At 76.0% G+C, this 13,680-nt stretch carries 12 protein-coding genes, 1 tRNA gene and 1 pseudogene; 9 read left to right on the forward strand and 5 right to left on the reverse strand.

Annotation, left to right across the window (positions count from 1 at the left end):
• Positions 1-7 precede the first annotated feature (7 nt).
• A complete protein-coding gene (locus GA0070606_RS22225; RefSeq protein WP_091103779.1) occupies positions 8-1,195 on the forward strand; it encodes an MFS transporter in 1,188 nt (395 codons plus the stop codon).
• 124 nt (positions 1,196-1,319) lie between these two features.
• On the opposite strand, the gene GA0070606_RS22230 is transcribed toward GA0070606_RS22225, so the two are convergent.
• A tRNA-Arg gene (locus GA0070606_RS22230) sits at positions 1,320-1,392 on the reverse strand.
• A 166-nt stretch (positions 1,393-1,558) separates the two neighbouring features.
• Here GA0070606_RS22230 and GA0070606_RS22235 point away from each other — a divergent pair.
• Positions 1,559-2,263 (forward strand): hypothetical protein, encoded by a 705-nt coding sequence (locus GA0070606_RS22235; protein WP_091103781.1) that lies wholly within the window; start codon positions 1,559-1,561, stop codon positions 2,261-2,263.
• A gap of 19 nt (positions 2,264-2,282) precedes the next feature.
• On the opposite strand, the gene GA0070606_RS22240 is transcribed toward GA0070606_RS22235, so the two are convergent.
• Positions 2,283-3,320 carry an alpha/beta hydrolase gene (locus GA0070606_RS22240; RefSeq protein WP_091108020.1) on the reverse strand — a complete coding sequence of 346 codons (1,038 nt, stop codon included), beginning with the start codon at positions 3,318-3,320 and terminating at the stop codon, positions 2,283-2,285.
• Positions 3,321-3,488: 168 nt separating this feature from the next.
• The gene (locus tag GA0070606_RS22245) at positions 3,489-3,917 is read right to left on the reverse strand and encodes an HPF/RaiA family ribosome-associated protein (protein ID WP_245724767.1); all 429 of its coding nucleotides are present in this window, start codon (positions 3,915-3,917) and stop codon (positions 3,489-3,491) included.
• Between the two features lie 343 nt (positions 3,918-4,260).
• On the opposite strand from GA0070606_RS22245, the gene GA0070606_RS22250 reads away from it, so the two are divergent.
• The 3 genes and pseudogenes from GA0070606_RS22250 (at position 4,261) to GA0070606_RS22260 (ending at position 8,089) form a co-directional block, all read left to right on the forward strand.
• Positions 4,261-5,025: a single-stranded DNA-binding protein gene (locus tag GA0070606_RS22250; protein ID WP_091103783.1), complete on the forward strand. Its 765-nt coding sequence runs from the start codon at positions 4,261-4,263 to the stop codon at positions 5,023-5,025.
• A 371-nt stretch (positions 5,026-5,396) separates the two neighbouring features.
• Positions 5,397-6,371 (forward strand): annotated as a pseudogene (locus GA0070606_RS22255) (cobalamin biosynthesis protein); the annotation flags it as partial.
• 176 nt (positions 6,372-6,547) lie between these two features.
• Positions 6,548-8,089: a cobyric acid synthase gene (locus GA0070606_RS22260; RefSeq protein WP_091103788.1), complete on the forward strand. Its 1,542-nt coding sequence runs from the start codon at positions 6,548-6,550 to the stop codon at positions 8,087-8,089.
• 27 nt (positions 8,090-8,116) lie between these two features.
• Here the strand turns inward: GA0070606_RS22260 and GA0070606_RS22265 are convergent, their stop codons facing one another.
• On the reverse strand, positions 8,117-8,518 hold the full coding sequence (locus GA0070606_RS22265; protein ID WP_091103791.1) for a rhodanese-like domain-containing protein: 402 nt from the start codon (positions 8,516-8,518) through the stop codon (positions 8,117-8,119).
• 203 nt (positions 8,519-8,721) lie between these two features.
• Here GA0070606_RS22265 and GA0070606_RS22270 point away from each other — a divergent pair, with 203 nt between their 5' ends.
• From GA0070606_RS22270 to GA0070606_RS22285, 4 genes are all read left to right on the forward strand, one after another.
• Complete coding sequence (locus GA0070606_RS22270; RefSeq protein WP_091108022.1) at positions 8,722-9,345, forward strand: uridine kinase family protein; 624 nt, start codon at positions 8,722-8,724, stop codon at positions 9,343-9,345.
• Between the two features lie 74 nt (positions 9,346-9,419).
• On the forward strand, positions 9,420-10,772 hold the full coding sequence (locus GA0070606_RS22275; RefSeq protein WP_176737564.1) for a dipeptidase: 1,353 nt from the start codon (positions 9,420-9,422) through the stop codon (positions 10,770-10,772).
• 77 nt (positions 10,773-10,849) lie between these two features.
• Positions 10,850-11,056 (forward strand): hypothetical protein, encoded by a 207-nt coding sequence (locus GA0070606_RS22280; protein ID WP_091103798.1) that lies wholly within the window; start codon positions 10,850-10,852, stop codon positions 11,054-11,056.
• 50 nt (positions 11,057-11,106) lie between these two features.
• Positions 11,107-12,699, forward strand: coding sequence for an ATP-dependent DNA ligase (locus tag GA0070606_RS22285; protein WP_176737391.1), 1,593 nt, complete (start codon positions 11,107-11,109; stop codon positions 12,697-12,699).
• A gap of 67 nt (positions 12,700-12,766) precedes the next feature.
• On the opposite strand, the gene GA0070606_RS22290 is transcribed toward GA0070606_RS22285, so the two are convergent.
• Positions 12,767-13,528 carry a hypothetical protein gene (locus GA0070606_RS22290; RefSeq protein ID WP_245724768.1) on the reverse strand — a complete coding sequence of 254 codons (762 nt, stop codon included), beginning with the start codon at positions 13,526-13,528 and terminating at the stop codon, positions 12,767-12,769.
• Between the last annotated feature and the right edge of the window lie 152 nt (positions 13,529-13,680).

The following is a 13,680-nucleotide window of genomic DNA, read 5'->3' on the forward strand; positions in this document are numbered from 1 at the left end:
CGACGGGATGACGGCCTACTCCGTGTTGTGGCGCAGCCCGGGGGCGGTCACGGTCACCGCCGCGGGACTCGTGGGGCGGCTGCCGATAGCGATGGTCTCCCTCGGCATCGTCCTGCTGGTGCGGTCCCGGTCGGGATTCGCCGATGCCGGCGTCGTCGCCGGGGCGTACGTCTTCGCGGGCGCGGCGGCGACGCCGGTCCTCGGCCGGGTCATGGACCGGGCCGGCCAGCGCCGCGTCCTGCCGGTCCTGCTGGTCGGCTATCCGGGCGCCCTGGTCGGCCTCGTCCTCGCCGTGGCCGGTGGCGCGCCGGTGGCCGTCCTGATCGGATGCGCGGCCGTGGCGGGGCTGCTGATGCCGAACGTCGGGGCGATCGTGCGGTCCCGGTGGAGCCACCTGACCGCCGGGGCCGTACGCCAGTCGGCGTTCGCCTGGGAGTCGGTGGTCGACGAGTTCATCTACGTCGTGGGGCCGATCGTCGTCACGTCGGTCGCGGCGGCGATCGCACCATCGGCGGGCGTGCTGATCGCGGCGGCGCTGGCCGCCGCCGGCCTGTCGGTCCTGTGGTCGCACCGGAGTTCCACACCGCCCGTGGTACGACGGGCGACGGGCCAGGCGTCGGCGGAATCCGTGTCGGGGGTGTGGCCGGTGCTGCTCGCTCTCCTCGGCGTCGGCGCGCTCCTGGGCGCGGTAGACGTGGCGACCCTCGCGCTGGCCGAGCAGGCGGGCCGGAGCGCGTGGGCCGGACCGCTCCTGGCGGTCCTCGCCTTCGGCAGCCTGATCGCCGGGCTCGGCTACGGCGCGCGGTCCTGGCGGGCGCCGGTCGGCCACCGGCTGGCGATCGGAGCGGCCGGACTCCTCGCGGGCTGCGCGTCCCTGACCGTCCTGCCCTTCCCGGCGCTCGCCGGCGGTCTGCTGCTCACCGGTCTCTTCCTCGCCCCCAGCTTCGCCACCGGCTTCACCCACGCCGCCGACCTGGCCCCCGCGTCGCGCCGGACCGAGGTGCTGACCTGGGTGTCGAGCGCGGTCGGCCTCGGCGGCACCATCGGGGTCGCCACGGGAGGCTGGGTGAGCCAGCACCTGGGGCCCCGGGTCGCCTTCGCGATGGCGGCGGGTTTCGCGCTGGTCTCGGCCGCCGCGGCGCTGGTCGTCGCCGTCCGCCAGCGCGGCGCACGGGTCGTCGAGGCCGGTGGCTGAGCTTCGAGGCCGGGCGGCGCCGGGTCGAACCGTCGGCACCGTGACGGGCCACCACGGACCACGCGGCGCGTACAGGCATGCGAGATCGAAGTACGGCCTGCCGTTCGGCCGAGAGAGGTGTCTGTGCGCCCGGCAGGATTCGAACCTGCGGCCTTGGGATTAGAAGTCCCCTGCTCTATCCGCTGAGCTACGGGCGCGCGGCGTACGTGTCGCGCCAGAAGGGTACCGCCGCCCACCGGGTGACCGGTGGAACGGGTGGTGGCGTCCCACGTCGTCGATCAGGGTCGCACGCACGCCCGTCGGAGGTCACCCCGGTTCCGCCGTCCGTGCGGTCGCCGGACCGGCTGGTCGTACCCTCGGCTGGTGCTGCTTGACCCGGACACCGAGAACGACGTCGCCTACGAGCTGTGCCAGCTCCTCGGCCGCGCGATCCTGCCCATCCGCCGGACCGACGCCGGGGCCGCCGACGGCGGCCGGGACGAGGGCACCGCGTTCCTCTTCACCGGGCAGGGGCGGGAGTACCTGCTGACGGCCGACGCCCTCACCCACGCCCCGGCGGGGGAGATCGGGCTGCGGGCGAGCGTGACCGAGCCGGCCGGGGTGGCCGGCGACGCCGTGGCCCTGCCCGACTTCGCCGCCCGCTGGCGGCACCGGGCGGACCTCGGCGTCGCGATCATGCCCACCGGCGGCCTGCACGAGCTCGCTGACTCGGCGGGCTGGCGCTGGCGTACCCAACAGGTGCCGGATCCCGTCGCGGCCGACCGGGACGCGATCGCCCGCATCGGCGCGGAGCCGGGTTCCGCCATCGTCCTCGCCCACGGGGTCGGCGCGGGCGGTGCGCGGCCGCTGGAGGTGGCGATCGAGCGGGTCGCGCGGGTGGGCGACGGCGTCCGGGTCACCACCGGGCTGCCCCTCGGCTACGTCGGCGCGCCCGTCTTCGGCGTGCAGGCCGGCGGCGGCGACGGCGAGGTGGGGCTGCGGTGCCTCGGCCTGGTCCTGCCGGCCCGCGACGGCGGTCACCCGCTGGCCACCTTCGACCGCATCCGCGAGGCGTTCGCCGCCGGGTGAGGCCGCGTGAACGGCCGGCTCAGCCGCCCTGGGCGGGGGCGCCCGCCGGGTCGACGTCGTCGGCCGGCCGCCGGCTCGCCGGTGGGCGCTCGCCGTCGCGGACCGTCGGCCCGGCGTCGAAGAACGCGTCGGCCCAGCGCCCGACCTCCTCGAAGACCCTTTCGCGTACGGCGGGGCCGGAGAGCGTGAGGTCGTGCATGCCGCCGTCGAAGCGTGCGACGGTGACGTGCCGGCCGAGGCGGGGCGCCCAGCGCACCATGTGCTCGACGTCGAGGACGGCGTCGGCGAGGGCGGCCGACTCGTGCCACCTCCTGCCCTTGAACGAGCGGGTCGAGCAGGCGAGCAGCACCGGCACCTGGATGTCCAGCCCGGCGCGGAGCTGCCGCTGGGCGGTGCGGATGGCGTTCAGCCAGCCGGCCCGGACGGGGAACCCGGCGAGCGGCTTCCAGGTCAGGTCGTAGTCCCATTCGCCGTGGTGCTCGGCGTGGATGCTCTGGCTGTAGACGGTGCCCAGCCCGAACGGCAGGACGCGGCGGGGCGCGCGACGGCCCAGGGGGGCGACGAGGGCGGCGAGCGGCCGGCGGACGGCCCAGGGGGCGTTGATGTCGAAGAAGGGGCTGTTCAGGAAGAGCCCGTCGATGATCCCGGCGTCGCGGCGCGCGTGCGCCCAGAGCGGCATGATCAGCCCGCCGGTGGAGTGGCCCATCGCGAGCAGGACGTCGTGCCCGTCGTCCTCGCGAATGATCCTCGCGGCGGCGTCCAGCTCGGGGAAGTGGTCGCTGACGTCGCGGCAGAAGTTCGGCGTCTGGTGGGGCAGCAGGCTGCGCCCGTACTTGCGCAGGTCGAGGGCGTAGAAGTCCCACCCCCGCTCGGCGAAGAAGTGGCCGAGGTGGGCCTGGAAGAAGTAGTCGGTGAAGCCGTGCGTGTAGAGCACGGCCCGCCTGGTCGGGCGGTCGGCCCGGCGACGGACCAGGGTGGCGACCACCGGTCCCTCGTCGTCGGTGCCCAAGTCGATCGTCTGCCGCTCGTACGGCGGGCCCAGCACGTCGGGTTCCACGAACCGACCGTACGCCCGCAAGCTACCGGACGGTAGCCCCAGCGTGCCCGGCTCCTCGCGTCGCCCGGCCTTCCGGGTGCCCGGCCTCTCGGCTTTCCGCGTGCCCGGCTCCCCGGGTGCCCGGCCCCGCCCGCCCGCACCCGGCGGACGGGGCCTCGGGCGTACGCCTCAGACCGTCTCGGCCTCGACGCGGGCCGGGTCGGTGTCCGGGTCGGTCCGCGTCTCGGTCTCGGCGGCCTGCTGGTTGACGTCCCGCAGGTGCTTGTTGTGCCGCGGCTCCTGCTTGGTCTTCGCGTCGTTGAGTCGGCGCCGCAGGTCGTCCCGGACGTCGTTGAGCGCGGCGTGCAGGTCCTCCTCGGCGGAGGTGGTGACGATCTTCTGCCGGCCGGCGATCCAGCATTCCAGGGTGACCTTCTGGCCCTTGGCCTCCCGGTCCTTGACCGACACCTCCAGCTCGGTGGCGTCGGCGTGGAACCCGGCCAGCCGGGCGTCCAGCGTGGCGAACTGCTCCGCGATCCAGTTCCGGTCGCCCTGGGAGAACCCGGCGCCGACCCGCAGGCACTCCGCGACGGTGGCCGGGTTGGCGACGGCGCTCATCGCCGCACCTGGCCGGAGACGGGGGCGGTTGCGGTGGTGGTCATCTTCATGATCGCTGACCTCTCGTTCGTCGTGCTGTCGGCGGTGCGGTTGATCGAATCCATACCCCGCCGCCTTCCGTCCGGAACGTGACCTCTCCGGCACCTCGATCATGATCCGGTCGCCGTACGCGGCCCAGGGCCGCTCGGCCCTAGCACATCGGGACCTTGATCAGGGGTTTGTCCACAGGCGGTCCGGTTGTCCACAGGTCGGCGGCCGGAGGTGGCGCGGACCGCCCCCGGGGGCCGAGGCTCGGTGCCGAGTCGACTCGCGATGGCAAGCCCGATCTCCCCCTGGAGGGACGATGTTCGACACCTACATCACGGTCGTGGGCAACGTGCTGACCGCCCCGGAGTGGCGCCGCACCACCCAGAGCAACACGCTGGTGGCCAACTTCAAGGTCGCCTCGACGGCCCGCCGGCTCGACCGCGACAGCGGTCGCTGGGTCGACGGCAACAGCCTGCGAGTCCGCGTCAACTGCTGGCGCAAGCTCGCCGAGGGGGTGGCCGCCTCGGTGATGGTCGGCGACCCCGTGGTGGTCTGCGGGCGGCTCTACACCCGCGACTGGACCGACGACGCCGGCAACCACCGCACCCTCTACGAACTGGAGGCGGTCGCCGTGGGGCACGACCTGTCCCGGGGGCGGAGCAGGTTCGTGCGCAACCGGCCGAGCATGACGACCAGCACCGTCGAGGACGCGGAGGCCGAACACCGCGTGCACGGCGAGACCACCGAGCCGGTGCCGGACGGAGAGGCCCCCGCCCTGCCCGACGACCGTCCGCTCGACGAGGAGTTCGAGCTGTCCGACTTCGCGGCGTCCCGGCCCGGTCGTGGGCTGCCGACCGACGCCGCGTTCGACGGCTCGCTAGATCCCTTCGACGACCCGGCGGACGGCGCGCGCGACGAGCCCGGCGACGACGAGCCCGACGACCCCGGGTCCGACGGTGACGACCCGACGCCGTCCGAGGAGGCCGGCGCGGCGGGCCCGCTGGGCGGGGAGACCGAGGCGGGCACCGCCCCGAACGGGCGTGGTCGCCGGGGCCGGGGGCGGGTGCCACAGCCCGCCTGACCTCCTCGGCCGAGGGCGACACGACGGGGGCGGGGTGACGCCGGCCGCGCCGTCGTCACCCCGCGTGTCTCCCGCGGCCGACCCTCGCGCCGGCGGCCACGCCGCTGTCGGCCCACCCTCGCGCCGGCGGCCACGCCGCTGTCCGCCCACCCTCGCGCCGGCGGCCACGCCGCTGTCGGCGCCGCCGGCAGCCGGCGGCCCGTATGGGCGGCCCTCCACCAGACGGCCGCCAGGCAGCCTGTGCCGGCCGGCCGGTGCGAGGGCGGTCCGTGCGGGGCGGCCCTCGCCGGACGGCCCCTGCCGGACGTGGGCGCTCCGGCCGGGGCCGGGGGAGCCGCTCGGCTAGGCTGGCCGGCCGGAGGTGATGGCGGGTGCGACAGGCGACGTCGGTGGCGACCGCGGCGGGACTGGTCGCGGGGTACGCCCTCGACGCGCTGCTCGGTGACCCCCGCCGGTACCACCCAGTGGCCGGCTTCGGCCGAGCCGCCGCGACGCTGGAACGGCGGATCCACCGCCCGGACCGGGGCGCCGGCGCCGCGTTCGCCGCGCTGGCGGTCGGCGCGCCGGTGCTGCTCGGTGCGGCGGCGACCCTCGCCACCCGACGCCGGCCGGTGGCCCGGGCGGTGCTGGTCGCCGCCGGCACCTGGACCGTGCTGGGCGGGCGCACCCTGCGGCACGAGGCCACCGTGATGGGCCGGGCGCTGCGCGACGGCGACCTGCCGGCGGCGCGGCGACGCCTCGGCCACCTCTGCGGCCGGGACCCGGCCGCGCTCGACGAGCCCGAACTGGCCCGCGCGACCGTGGAGTCGGTCGCCGAGAACACGTCGGACGCCGTCGTCGCCCCGCTGGTGTGGGGCGCGGTCGCGGGCCTGCCCGGCCTGCTCGGTTACCGGGCGGCGAACACCCTCGACGCGATGGTCGGGCACCGCTCGCCCCGCTACGCGCGGTTCGGCACGCCGGCCGCCCGCCTCGACGACCTGCTCAACCTGGTGCCCGCGCGGCTCACCGGGCTGCTCACCATCGCGGTGGCGCCGGTCGCGCACGGCGACCGGGAACGGGCCTGGCGGGTGTGGCGCCGGGACCGCAACGACCACCCGAGCCCGAACGCCGGGCAGTGCGAGGCGGCCATGGCGGGCGCCCTCGGCGTGCGGCTCGGCGGGCGCAACGTCTACTTCGGGCGCTCGGAGGTGCGTCCGTTCCTCGGCGACGGCCCCCGCCCCGAGGCGCGGCACCTCAGGCGGGCCGCCCGGATCTCGGGTGCCGTCGGGCTGGCCGCGCTAGGCCTGGCCGCCGCCTATCCGCTGACCGCCGGCCGCCTGGTGAACGCCGTCGTCCGCCGCGCCCTCGCCCCGGCGAGGCCTGGCCGTCGCGCCGCCGACCCGGCGGCGCCGAGCCGCGGCGGCCCGGCCCCGGCGAAGCGCGGTCGCGGCGGCTGGAGTCCGGCCGACCGGGGGCGTGGCGGCTCGGTCCCGGCCGGGCGGGGGCGTGGCGTCTTCCTCCGGATGGCGCGGGGGAACGGCTGGTGAGCGGCGGGCTGCTGGTCGCTGGCACGACCTCCGACGCCGGCAAGAGCGTGCTCACCGCCGGCATCTGCCGCTGGTTGCACCGCCGGGGCGTCAAGGTGGCGCCGTTCAAGGCCCAGAACATGTCGAACAACTCGGCAGTGGTCGTCGGGACGGACGGCCGGGGCGGCGAGATCGGCCGGGCCCAGGCGATGCAGGCGGCGGCCTGCGGGCTCGCCCCCGACCTGCGGTTCAACCCGGTGCTGCTCAAGCCCGGTAGCGACCTGGCGAGTCAGGTGGTGCTGCTCGGCGAGGCGGTCGACACGGTCACCGCCGGCAACTTCCGTTCACTGCGGCCCCGCCTGGCGGAGACGGCGTACGCGGCGCTCGCCGAGTTGCGGGCGGCGTACGACGTGGTGATCTGCGAGGGGGCGGGCAGCCCGGCGGAGATCAACCTGCGGGCCGGCGACTACGTCAACATGGGCCTGGCCCGGCACGCCAACCTGCCCACGATCGTCGTCGGCGACATCGACCGGGGCGGGGTGTTCGCCTCGATGTTCGGCACCGTCGCGCTGCTGGAGCCGGCCGACCAGGCGCTGATCGCCGGCTTCGTGATCAACAAGTTCCGGGGCGACCTCGGGCTGCTCCAGCCCGGGCTGGACATGCTGCGCCAGGTGACCGGGCGGCCGACGTACGGGGTGCTGCCCTGGGCGCTCGACCTCTGGCTCGACGCCGAGGACTCGCTCGCCTACGGGCGCGTGCTCGGCCGACCGGCCGCCCCGCGCGGCACCGAGTGGCTGGACGTGGCCGTGGTCCGGCTGCCCCGGATCAGCAACGCCACCGACGTCGAGGCGCTCGCCACCGAGCCCGGCGTACGCGTGCGGTTGACCGTCGAGCCGGCGGAACTCGCCGCCGCCGACCTCGTCGTCCTGCCCGGGTCGAAGTCGACGGTGGCCGACCTGGCCTGGCTGCGGGAGACCGGGCTCGCCGACGCCGTGCTGGCACACGCGGCGGCGGGCAGGCCGCTGCTCGGCATCTGCGGCGGCTTCCAGATGCTGGGCCGGGCCATCCACGACCCGGTGGAGAGCCGGCGGGGGAGCGTGCCGGGGCTGGGCCTGCTGCCGATCGAGGTCACCTTCGACCCGCGCAAGACCGTCCGGCAGTCCGTCGGCACCGCCGGCGACGTCCAGGTGCGCGGCTACGAGATCCACCACGGGTACGTCTCGCACGCCGACCCGGCGCTGACCCCGCTGCTGACCTACGTCGACGGCACTGGTGAGGGAGCGGTCGTCGGCGCCGTGCACGGCACCCACTGGCACGGGGCCTTCGAGTCCGACGGGTTCCGCCGGCGCTTCCTCACCGAGGCGGCCCGGCTGGCCGGCCGGACCGGCTTCCGGGTCGCGCCGGCCACGTCGTTCGCCGCCGCCCGCGAGCGCTCCCTGGACCTGCTCGGCGACCTCGTCGAGGAGCACCTGGACACCGACGCCCTCTGGCGCCTCGTCGAGACCGGCCCGCCGGCCGGCCTCCCCGTCATCCCGCCCGGCGCCCCCACCACCCCCTGAGGGGAGGTGTCGGGGCCGCGGGTGGGGTCAGTGGCGGATGTCGGCCGGACGGTCCGACATGGGCAGCCCCGCGTCGCGCCACGCCTGCACGCCGCCGATCATGTCCGTCGCGCGGTGCAGGCCGAGCGCCCGCAGGCTCGCCACGGCGAGACTGGAGCTGTAGCCGTGCCGGCAGACCACGACGATCCGCAGGTCGTAGCCGGTGGCCTCGGGAATGCGCCAGGCGCTGGCCGGGTCCAGCCGCCACTCCAGCACCGACCGGTCGATCACGATGGCGCCGGGGAGGTCGCCCTGTTCCCGGCGCTGCGCGTCGGTGCGGGTGTCGACCAGCAACGCCCCGGTGCGGACCGCCTCGACGGTCTGGTGCGGGGTCAGCCGGCGTACCCCGGCGCGGGCCTGTTCCAGCAGGGCTTCGATGCCCGGACTCATCACGCTGTGGGACACCAGCCGATCATCCCGCCCGGTCCCGGGTGCCGCTGGCCGAATGCCCCGGCCCGCCCGACGATTGCTCGTTCGGGCGACCCCCGATCGGTGTGCCCGCACGGCTGTCGCCCGGGAACCGGCCGTCGTCGCCGGCCAGCCGCTGGGCCGGGGCGACGGCCCGGTCCGGGCCGCCCGCTACCGTCGGCCACGTGGTGGTGGCGGTGGTCGAGGCGTACGACCGGCTGGCCCGGCGGGTGCTCGCCGGCCCGGCGCGGTTGGGGCGGACCCGGCTGGTGGCGGTGGACGGGCCGAGCGGCGCGGGCAAGAGCGTCTTCGCGGCCCGGCTCGCGGACGCCCTGGCCGGGCTGCCCGGCGGCGTGCGCCCGCCCGTGGTGCACACCGACGACCTGCTCGACGGGTGGGACGACCAGCTCACCTTCTGGCCCCGCCTCGAAGAGTGCGTGCTCGCGCCGCTGCGCGCCGGGCGACCGGGGGCGTACCGCCGGTACAGCTGGGTCCGTCGGGCGTTCCTGTCCCGGCCGGTGCCGGTGCCGGTCGCGCCGGTGCTGCTGGTCGAGGGGGTCAGCGCGGCTCGCGCCGCGGCTGCGGCCGACCGTACCCTCGCGGTCTTCGTCACCGCCCCGGCACCGCTGCGGCTCGCCCGGGCCGTGCGGCGCGACGGCCCGGAGATCCTGCCGGAGCTGCGCCGCTGGCACCTCGGGGAGCGGACGCACTTCGCCGCCGACCGCACCGAGGCCCGGGCCGACGTGGTGGTCGACGGGGCGCCGAGGCTGCCGCACGACGCCGACCGGTACTACGTGCGGCGGCCCTGAACAGGGTCGTCGCGGCCTCGGGCGGTGCGGCCCGGTAAGGCCGGCATACGATGCCGGTCATGACCACACCGATCATGTCCGAGTCCGAGGTCCGGGCCGCCGTCGAGCGGGAGCTGCCCGGCGTCCGGGCCGATCTGGAACGCCTCGTCCGCATCCCCGGCATCGCCTTCGAGGGCTTCGACCACTCGCACGTGGAGCGCTCCGCGGAGGCGGTGGCCGAGCTGCTGCGCGGCTGCGGCCTCGACGTGAAGATCGTGCGCTCCGGCGGCCAGCCTGCGGTCATCGGCAGGAAGCCCGCCCCGCCCGGTGCGCCGACGGTGCTGCTCTACGCCCACCACGACGTGCAGCCGGTCGGCGACCTGTCGCTGTGGGAGTCGGACCCGTTCGAGCCGGTGGAGCGGGACGGCCGCCTCTACGGCCGGGGCGCCGCCGACGACAAGGCGGGCATCATGGCGCACGTGGCGGCGCTGCGCGCGTTCGGCGACGCGCTGCCGGTGGGCGTCGTCCTGTTCATCGAGGGTGAGGAGGAGTACGGCTCCGACTCGTTGGAGCGGCTGCTCGCCGAGCACCGCGACGAGATCGCCTCGGACGTCATCGTCATCGCCGACTCGGGCAACTGGGACGTCGGCGTGCCGGCGCTGACCACCTCGCTGCGCGGCATCGTCAACTGCTTCGTCGAGGTGCGCACCCTCGACCACGCCGTGCACAGCGGCATGTTCGGCGGCGCGGTGCCCGACGCGCTGACCGCGCTGGTGCGGCTGCTGGCCACCCTGCACACCGACGCGGGCGACGTCGCCGTCGACGGCCTGGTCGGCCGGGAGGGCGCGACCGTCGACTACCCGGAGGGCCGGTTCCGGGCCGAGGCCGGGCTGGCCGAGGGCGTGCAGTTCATCGGCACCGGCCGGATCACCGACCGGCTCTGGACCAAGCCGGCCCTCGCCGTGCTCGGCATCGACGCGCCGGCCACCGGCGAGGCGCCGAACGCCCTGGTGCCGGCCGCGAAGGCCAAGCTCAGCGTGCGGCTCGCCCCGGGCGACGACCCCAAGCGGGCGTACGCGGCCCTGCGCGCCCACCTGGGGAAGCACGCGCCGTGGGGCGCGCAGGTGACCGTCACCTTCGAACACGACGGCGAACCGTGCGTCATCGACGCGTCCGGCCCCATGTTCGACGCCGCCCGCTCGGCGTTCCGCACCGCGTGGGACGACACCGACCCGGTGGACATCGGGGTCGGCGGCTCGATCCCGTTCATCGCCACCTTCCAGGAGATGTTCCCGCAGGCGGCGATCCTGGTGACCGGCGTCGAGGACCCGCACGCGCGGGCGCACGGCCCGAACGAGAGCCTGCACCTCGGCGAGTTCGCCCGGGTCTGCCTCGCCGAGGCGCTGCTGCTGAAGAAGGTCGCCGAGGCGGGCGCCGACGGGCGTTAGGTGTCGGAACCGTAACTTCCCGACCGATGTGGGAGTTTGCGGTGTGTCGGGCGCGGGCTTGTTATAGCCTCTCGAACATGCGTACGAACGAGGTGATGAGCCGGCTCGAAGCCGCCGTCAGCGCTCTGGGGGACGTCGATGTCTCCGCGTGGCCCGAGGACACGCTCAAGGAACAGCTCGGCGAGCTCTCCGCCGCCCTGGTCGCCCTCGACACGGTGCTCTCCCGGGTCGCCGACGAGGTTCGCGCCCGCGGGCTCCGCATCGAGGAACCGGTCTCGGCCTGACACCACCCGGGCACGGCAATGCCCGGGTGGTGTCGGGGGCGGCTGGCAGGATGGGGTCCGTGCGGTTCCTCGACCTGGCAGCCACCTCCGCCGCCGTCGGCGCCACCCGTGCCCGCCGGGCCAAGGTGGAGCTGCTGGCCGAGGCGTTGCGGGCGCTCGACCCCGACGAGGTTCCGGCCGGCGCGGGGTGGCTGGCCGGCGAGCTGCGCCAGCGGCAGACCGGGGTGGGCTGGGCGAGCCTGCGTGACCTGCCGCCGCCGGCGGCGGAGCCGACCCTGACCGTGGCCGCGGTCGACGCGGCCATCGACGAGATCGCGGCGGTGCGCGGGCCGGGTTCGCAGGCGCGCCGCCGGTCGTTGCTCGGCGCGCTCTACGCCGCCGCCACCGCCGACGAGCAGCGGCTGCTGACCGGCCTGTTCAGCGGCGAGCTGCGGCAGGGCGCCCAGGCGGGCCTGCTCGCCGACGCGGTGGCCCGGGCGGCCGAGGTGCCGGTCGCCGCCGTACGCCGGGCCCTGCTGCTCGCCGGCGACCTGCGGGCGGTCGCGGTCGCCGCGCTCGACGGCGGCGCGTCGGCGCTGGCCGCCTTCGGCCTCCAGGTCGGCCGCCCGCTCGCGCCGATGCTGGCCCAGAGCGCGCCCTCGGTCGACGAGGCGCTGGCGGCCACCGGCACGCCCGCCGTGGTCGACGTCAAGCTCGACGGCATCCGGATCCAGGTGCACCGCTCCGGCCACGACATCGCGGTCTTCACGCGCAGCCTCGACGACATCACCGCCCGGGTGCCCGAGGTGGTCGCCGCCGTGCGCGCGCTGCCCGCCCGTGAGCTGGTGCTCGACGGCGAGGCGATCGGGCTGGACGCGACGGGCCGGCCGCTGCCGTTCCAGGAGACGTCGAGCCGGGCGGCCCGGCGCACCACCCCGAGCACCACGGGCCGCGCCCCGGTCGCCCCGGCCGTGCTCGCCGCCGCCGAGACCACCGGCGAGCCGGTGCTGACGCCCTACTTCTTCGACCTGCTGCACATCGACGGCGACGACATGATCGACCTGCCCGGCCGGGAGCGCTGGGCGGCGCTCGCCGCGGCGGTCGACCCGCCGCTGCTGGTCGGCCGGATGGAGGTCGACGGCCCGGAGCGGGCCGGCGAGGCCTTCGCCGCCGCGATCGACGCCGGCCAGGAGGGGGTCGTGGTGAAGGCGCCCGACGCCCCCTACGACGCCGGACGCAGGGGCGCCGCCTGGGTCAAGGTGAAGCCGCGGCACACCCTCGACCTGGTGGTGCTGGCGGTCGAGTGGGGCAGCGGCCGGCGTCAGGGCTGGCTGTCCAACCTGCATCTCGGCGCGCGCGACCCGCGCACCGGCGACTTCGTCATGCTCGGCAAGACGTTCAAGGGCCTCACCGACGAGGTGCTGCGCTGGCAGACCGAGCGGTTCCTCTCCCTCGCCGTCGAGCGCGGCGACTGGGTGGTGCGGGTCCGCCCGGAGCAGGTGGTCGAGATCGCGTTCGACGGGGTGCAGACCAGCTCCCGCTACCCGGGCGGGGTGGCGCTGCGCTTCGCCCGGGTGGTGCGCTACCGCGACGACAAGACGGCGGCCGAGGCCGACACCATCGACGCGGTGCGCGCCATCCACGCCGGCCGGCTCACGGGCTGACCACCGGCCGCTCCGCCACGCGCCCTTCCCGTGCCGGCCCGGGTCGGCGGGGCCGGGCCGGCACGGGTCACATCGTCGACAGGGAACGGGCGTAGTTGACCTGGTTGTTGATGTGCTGCACCTGCGCCTGGTCGGCGACCGGGATCCGCGCCACGTACTGCTGGGCGCCGTTCATCACGCTGACCTGGACGGTGCCGTGGTGCCGGGTCTCCTTGATCAGCAGGAAGAGCAGGCTGAAGATGGTCAGGCAGAAGAAGCCGACGATCGCGCAGACGATGGCCCACTGCGCGGTCTTCTCCTCCTTCTGCCAGTAGTCGGTGACGTGCCAGGACGCCCCGGCGAGCGGCAGCACGCCGGCCGGCGTACGGATCACCGGCGGGCTCACCAGGATCTCGCCGATCTGCACCGCCACCGCGCCCTGCGGCGGCGGATAGCCGCCCGGCAGCGCCGGCACGGGCGCCATCACCGGCGGGTGCGGCCCCGGCCGGACGACCGCCGTGCCGGGCGGGGCGGAGTAGGGCGCGCCGGGCGGGGCGGAGTAGGGCGCGCCGGGCGGGGCCGAGTAGGGCGGGGCGGAGTACTGGGCGGTGGCCGGCGGCGCGGAGTACGGCGTCGCGGGGAACTCCGTGGTGGCCGGCGGCGCGGAGGGCTGGCCGGCGGCCGGCGGGGTGGGGAACTCCGCGGTGGCCGGCGGCGCGGGACGGTGCGCCGGCGGCTCCGCGTAGGTGGGCGGGGGCGGGGCGGCCGCCCAGGGGTCGGTCGACGAGGCCGGCTGCGCCACCGGCTCCGGCGGCATCGTGGGATCGGGGGTCACCGCGACCCCCCACACGCGTTGATCATGTGGCGGACCCTACAACCTCGACGGGCCGGGCCGATGCCCCGCGGACCGACCCGGGTACGGATCGGGACAGCCGGACGGGCCGTCCGGAAAAACAGACCGCCGACCGCTGATCGACCTCCGGGCTGTCGGGGCGGGCGTTG

It is taken from the genome of Micromonospora citrea, assembly GCF_900090315.1.
In the GTDB taxonomy this organism is placed as follows: Bacteria; Actinomycetota; Actinomycetes; order Mycobacteriales; family Micromonosporaceae; genus Micromonospora; species Micromonospora citrea.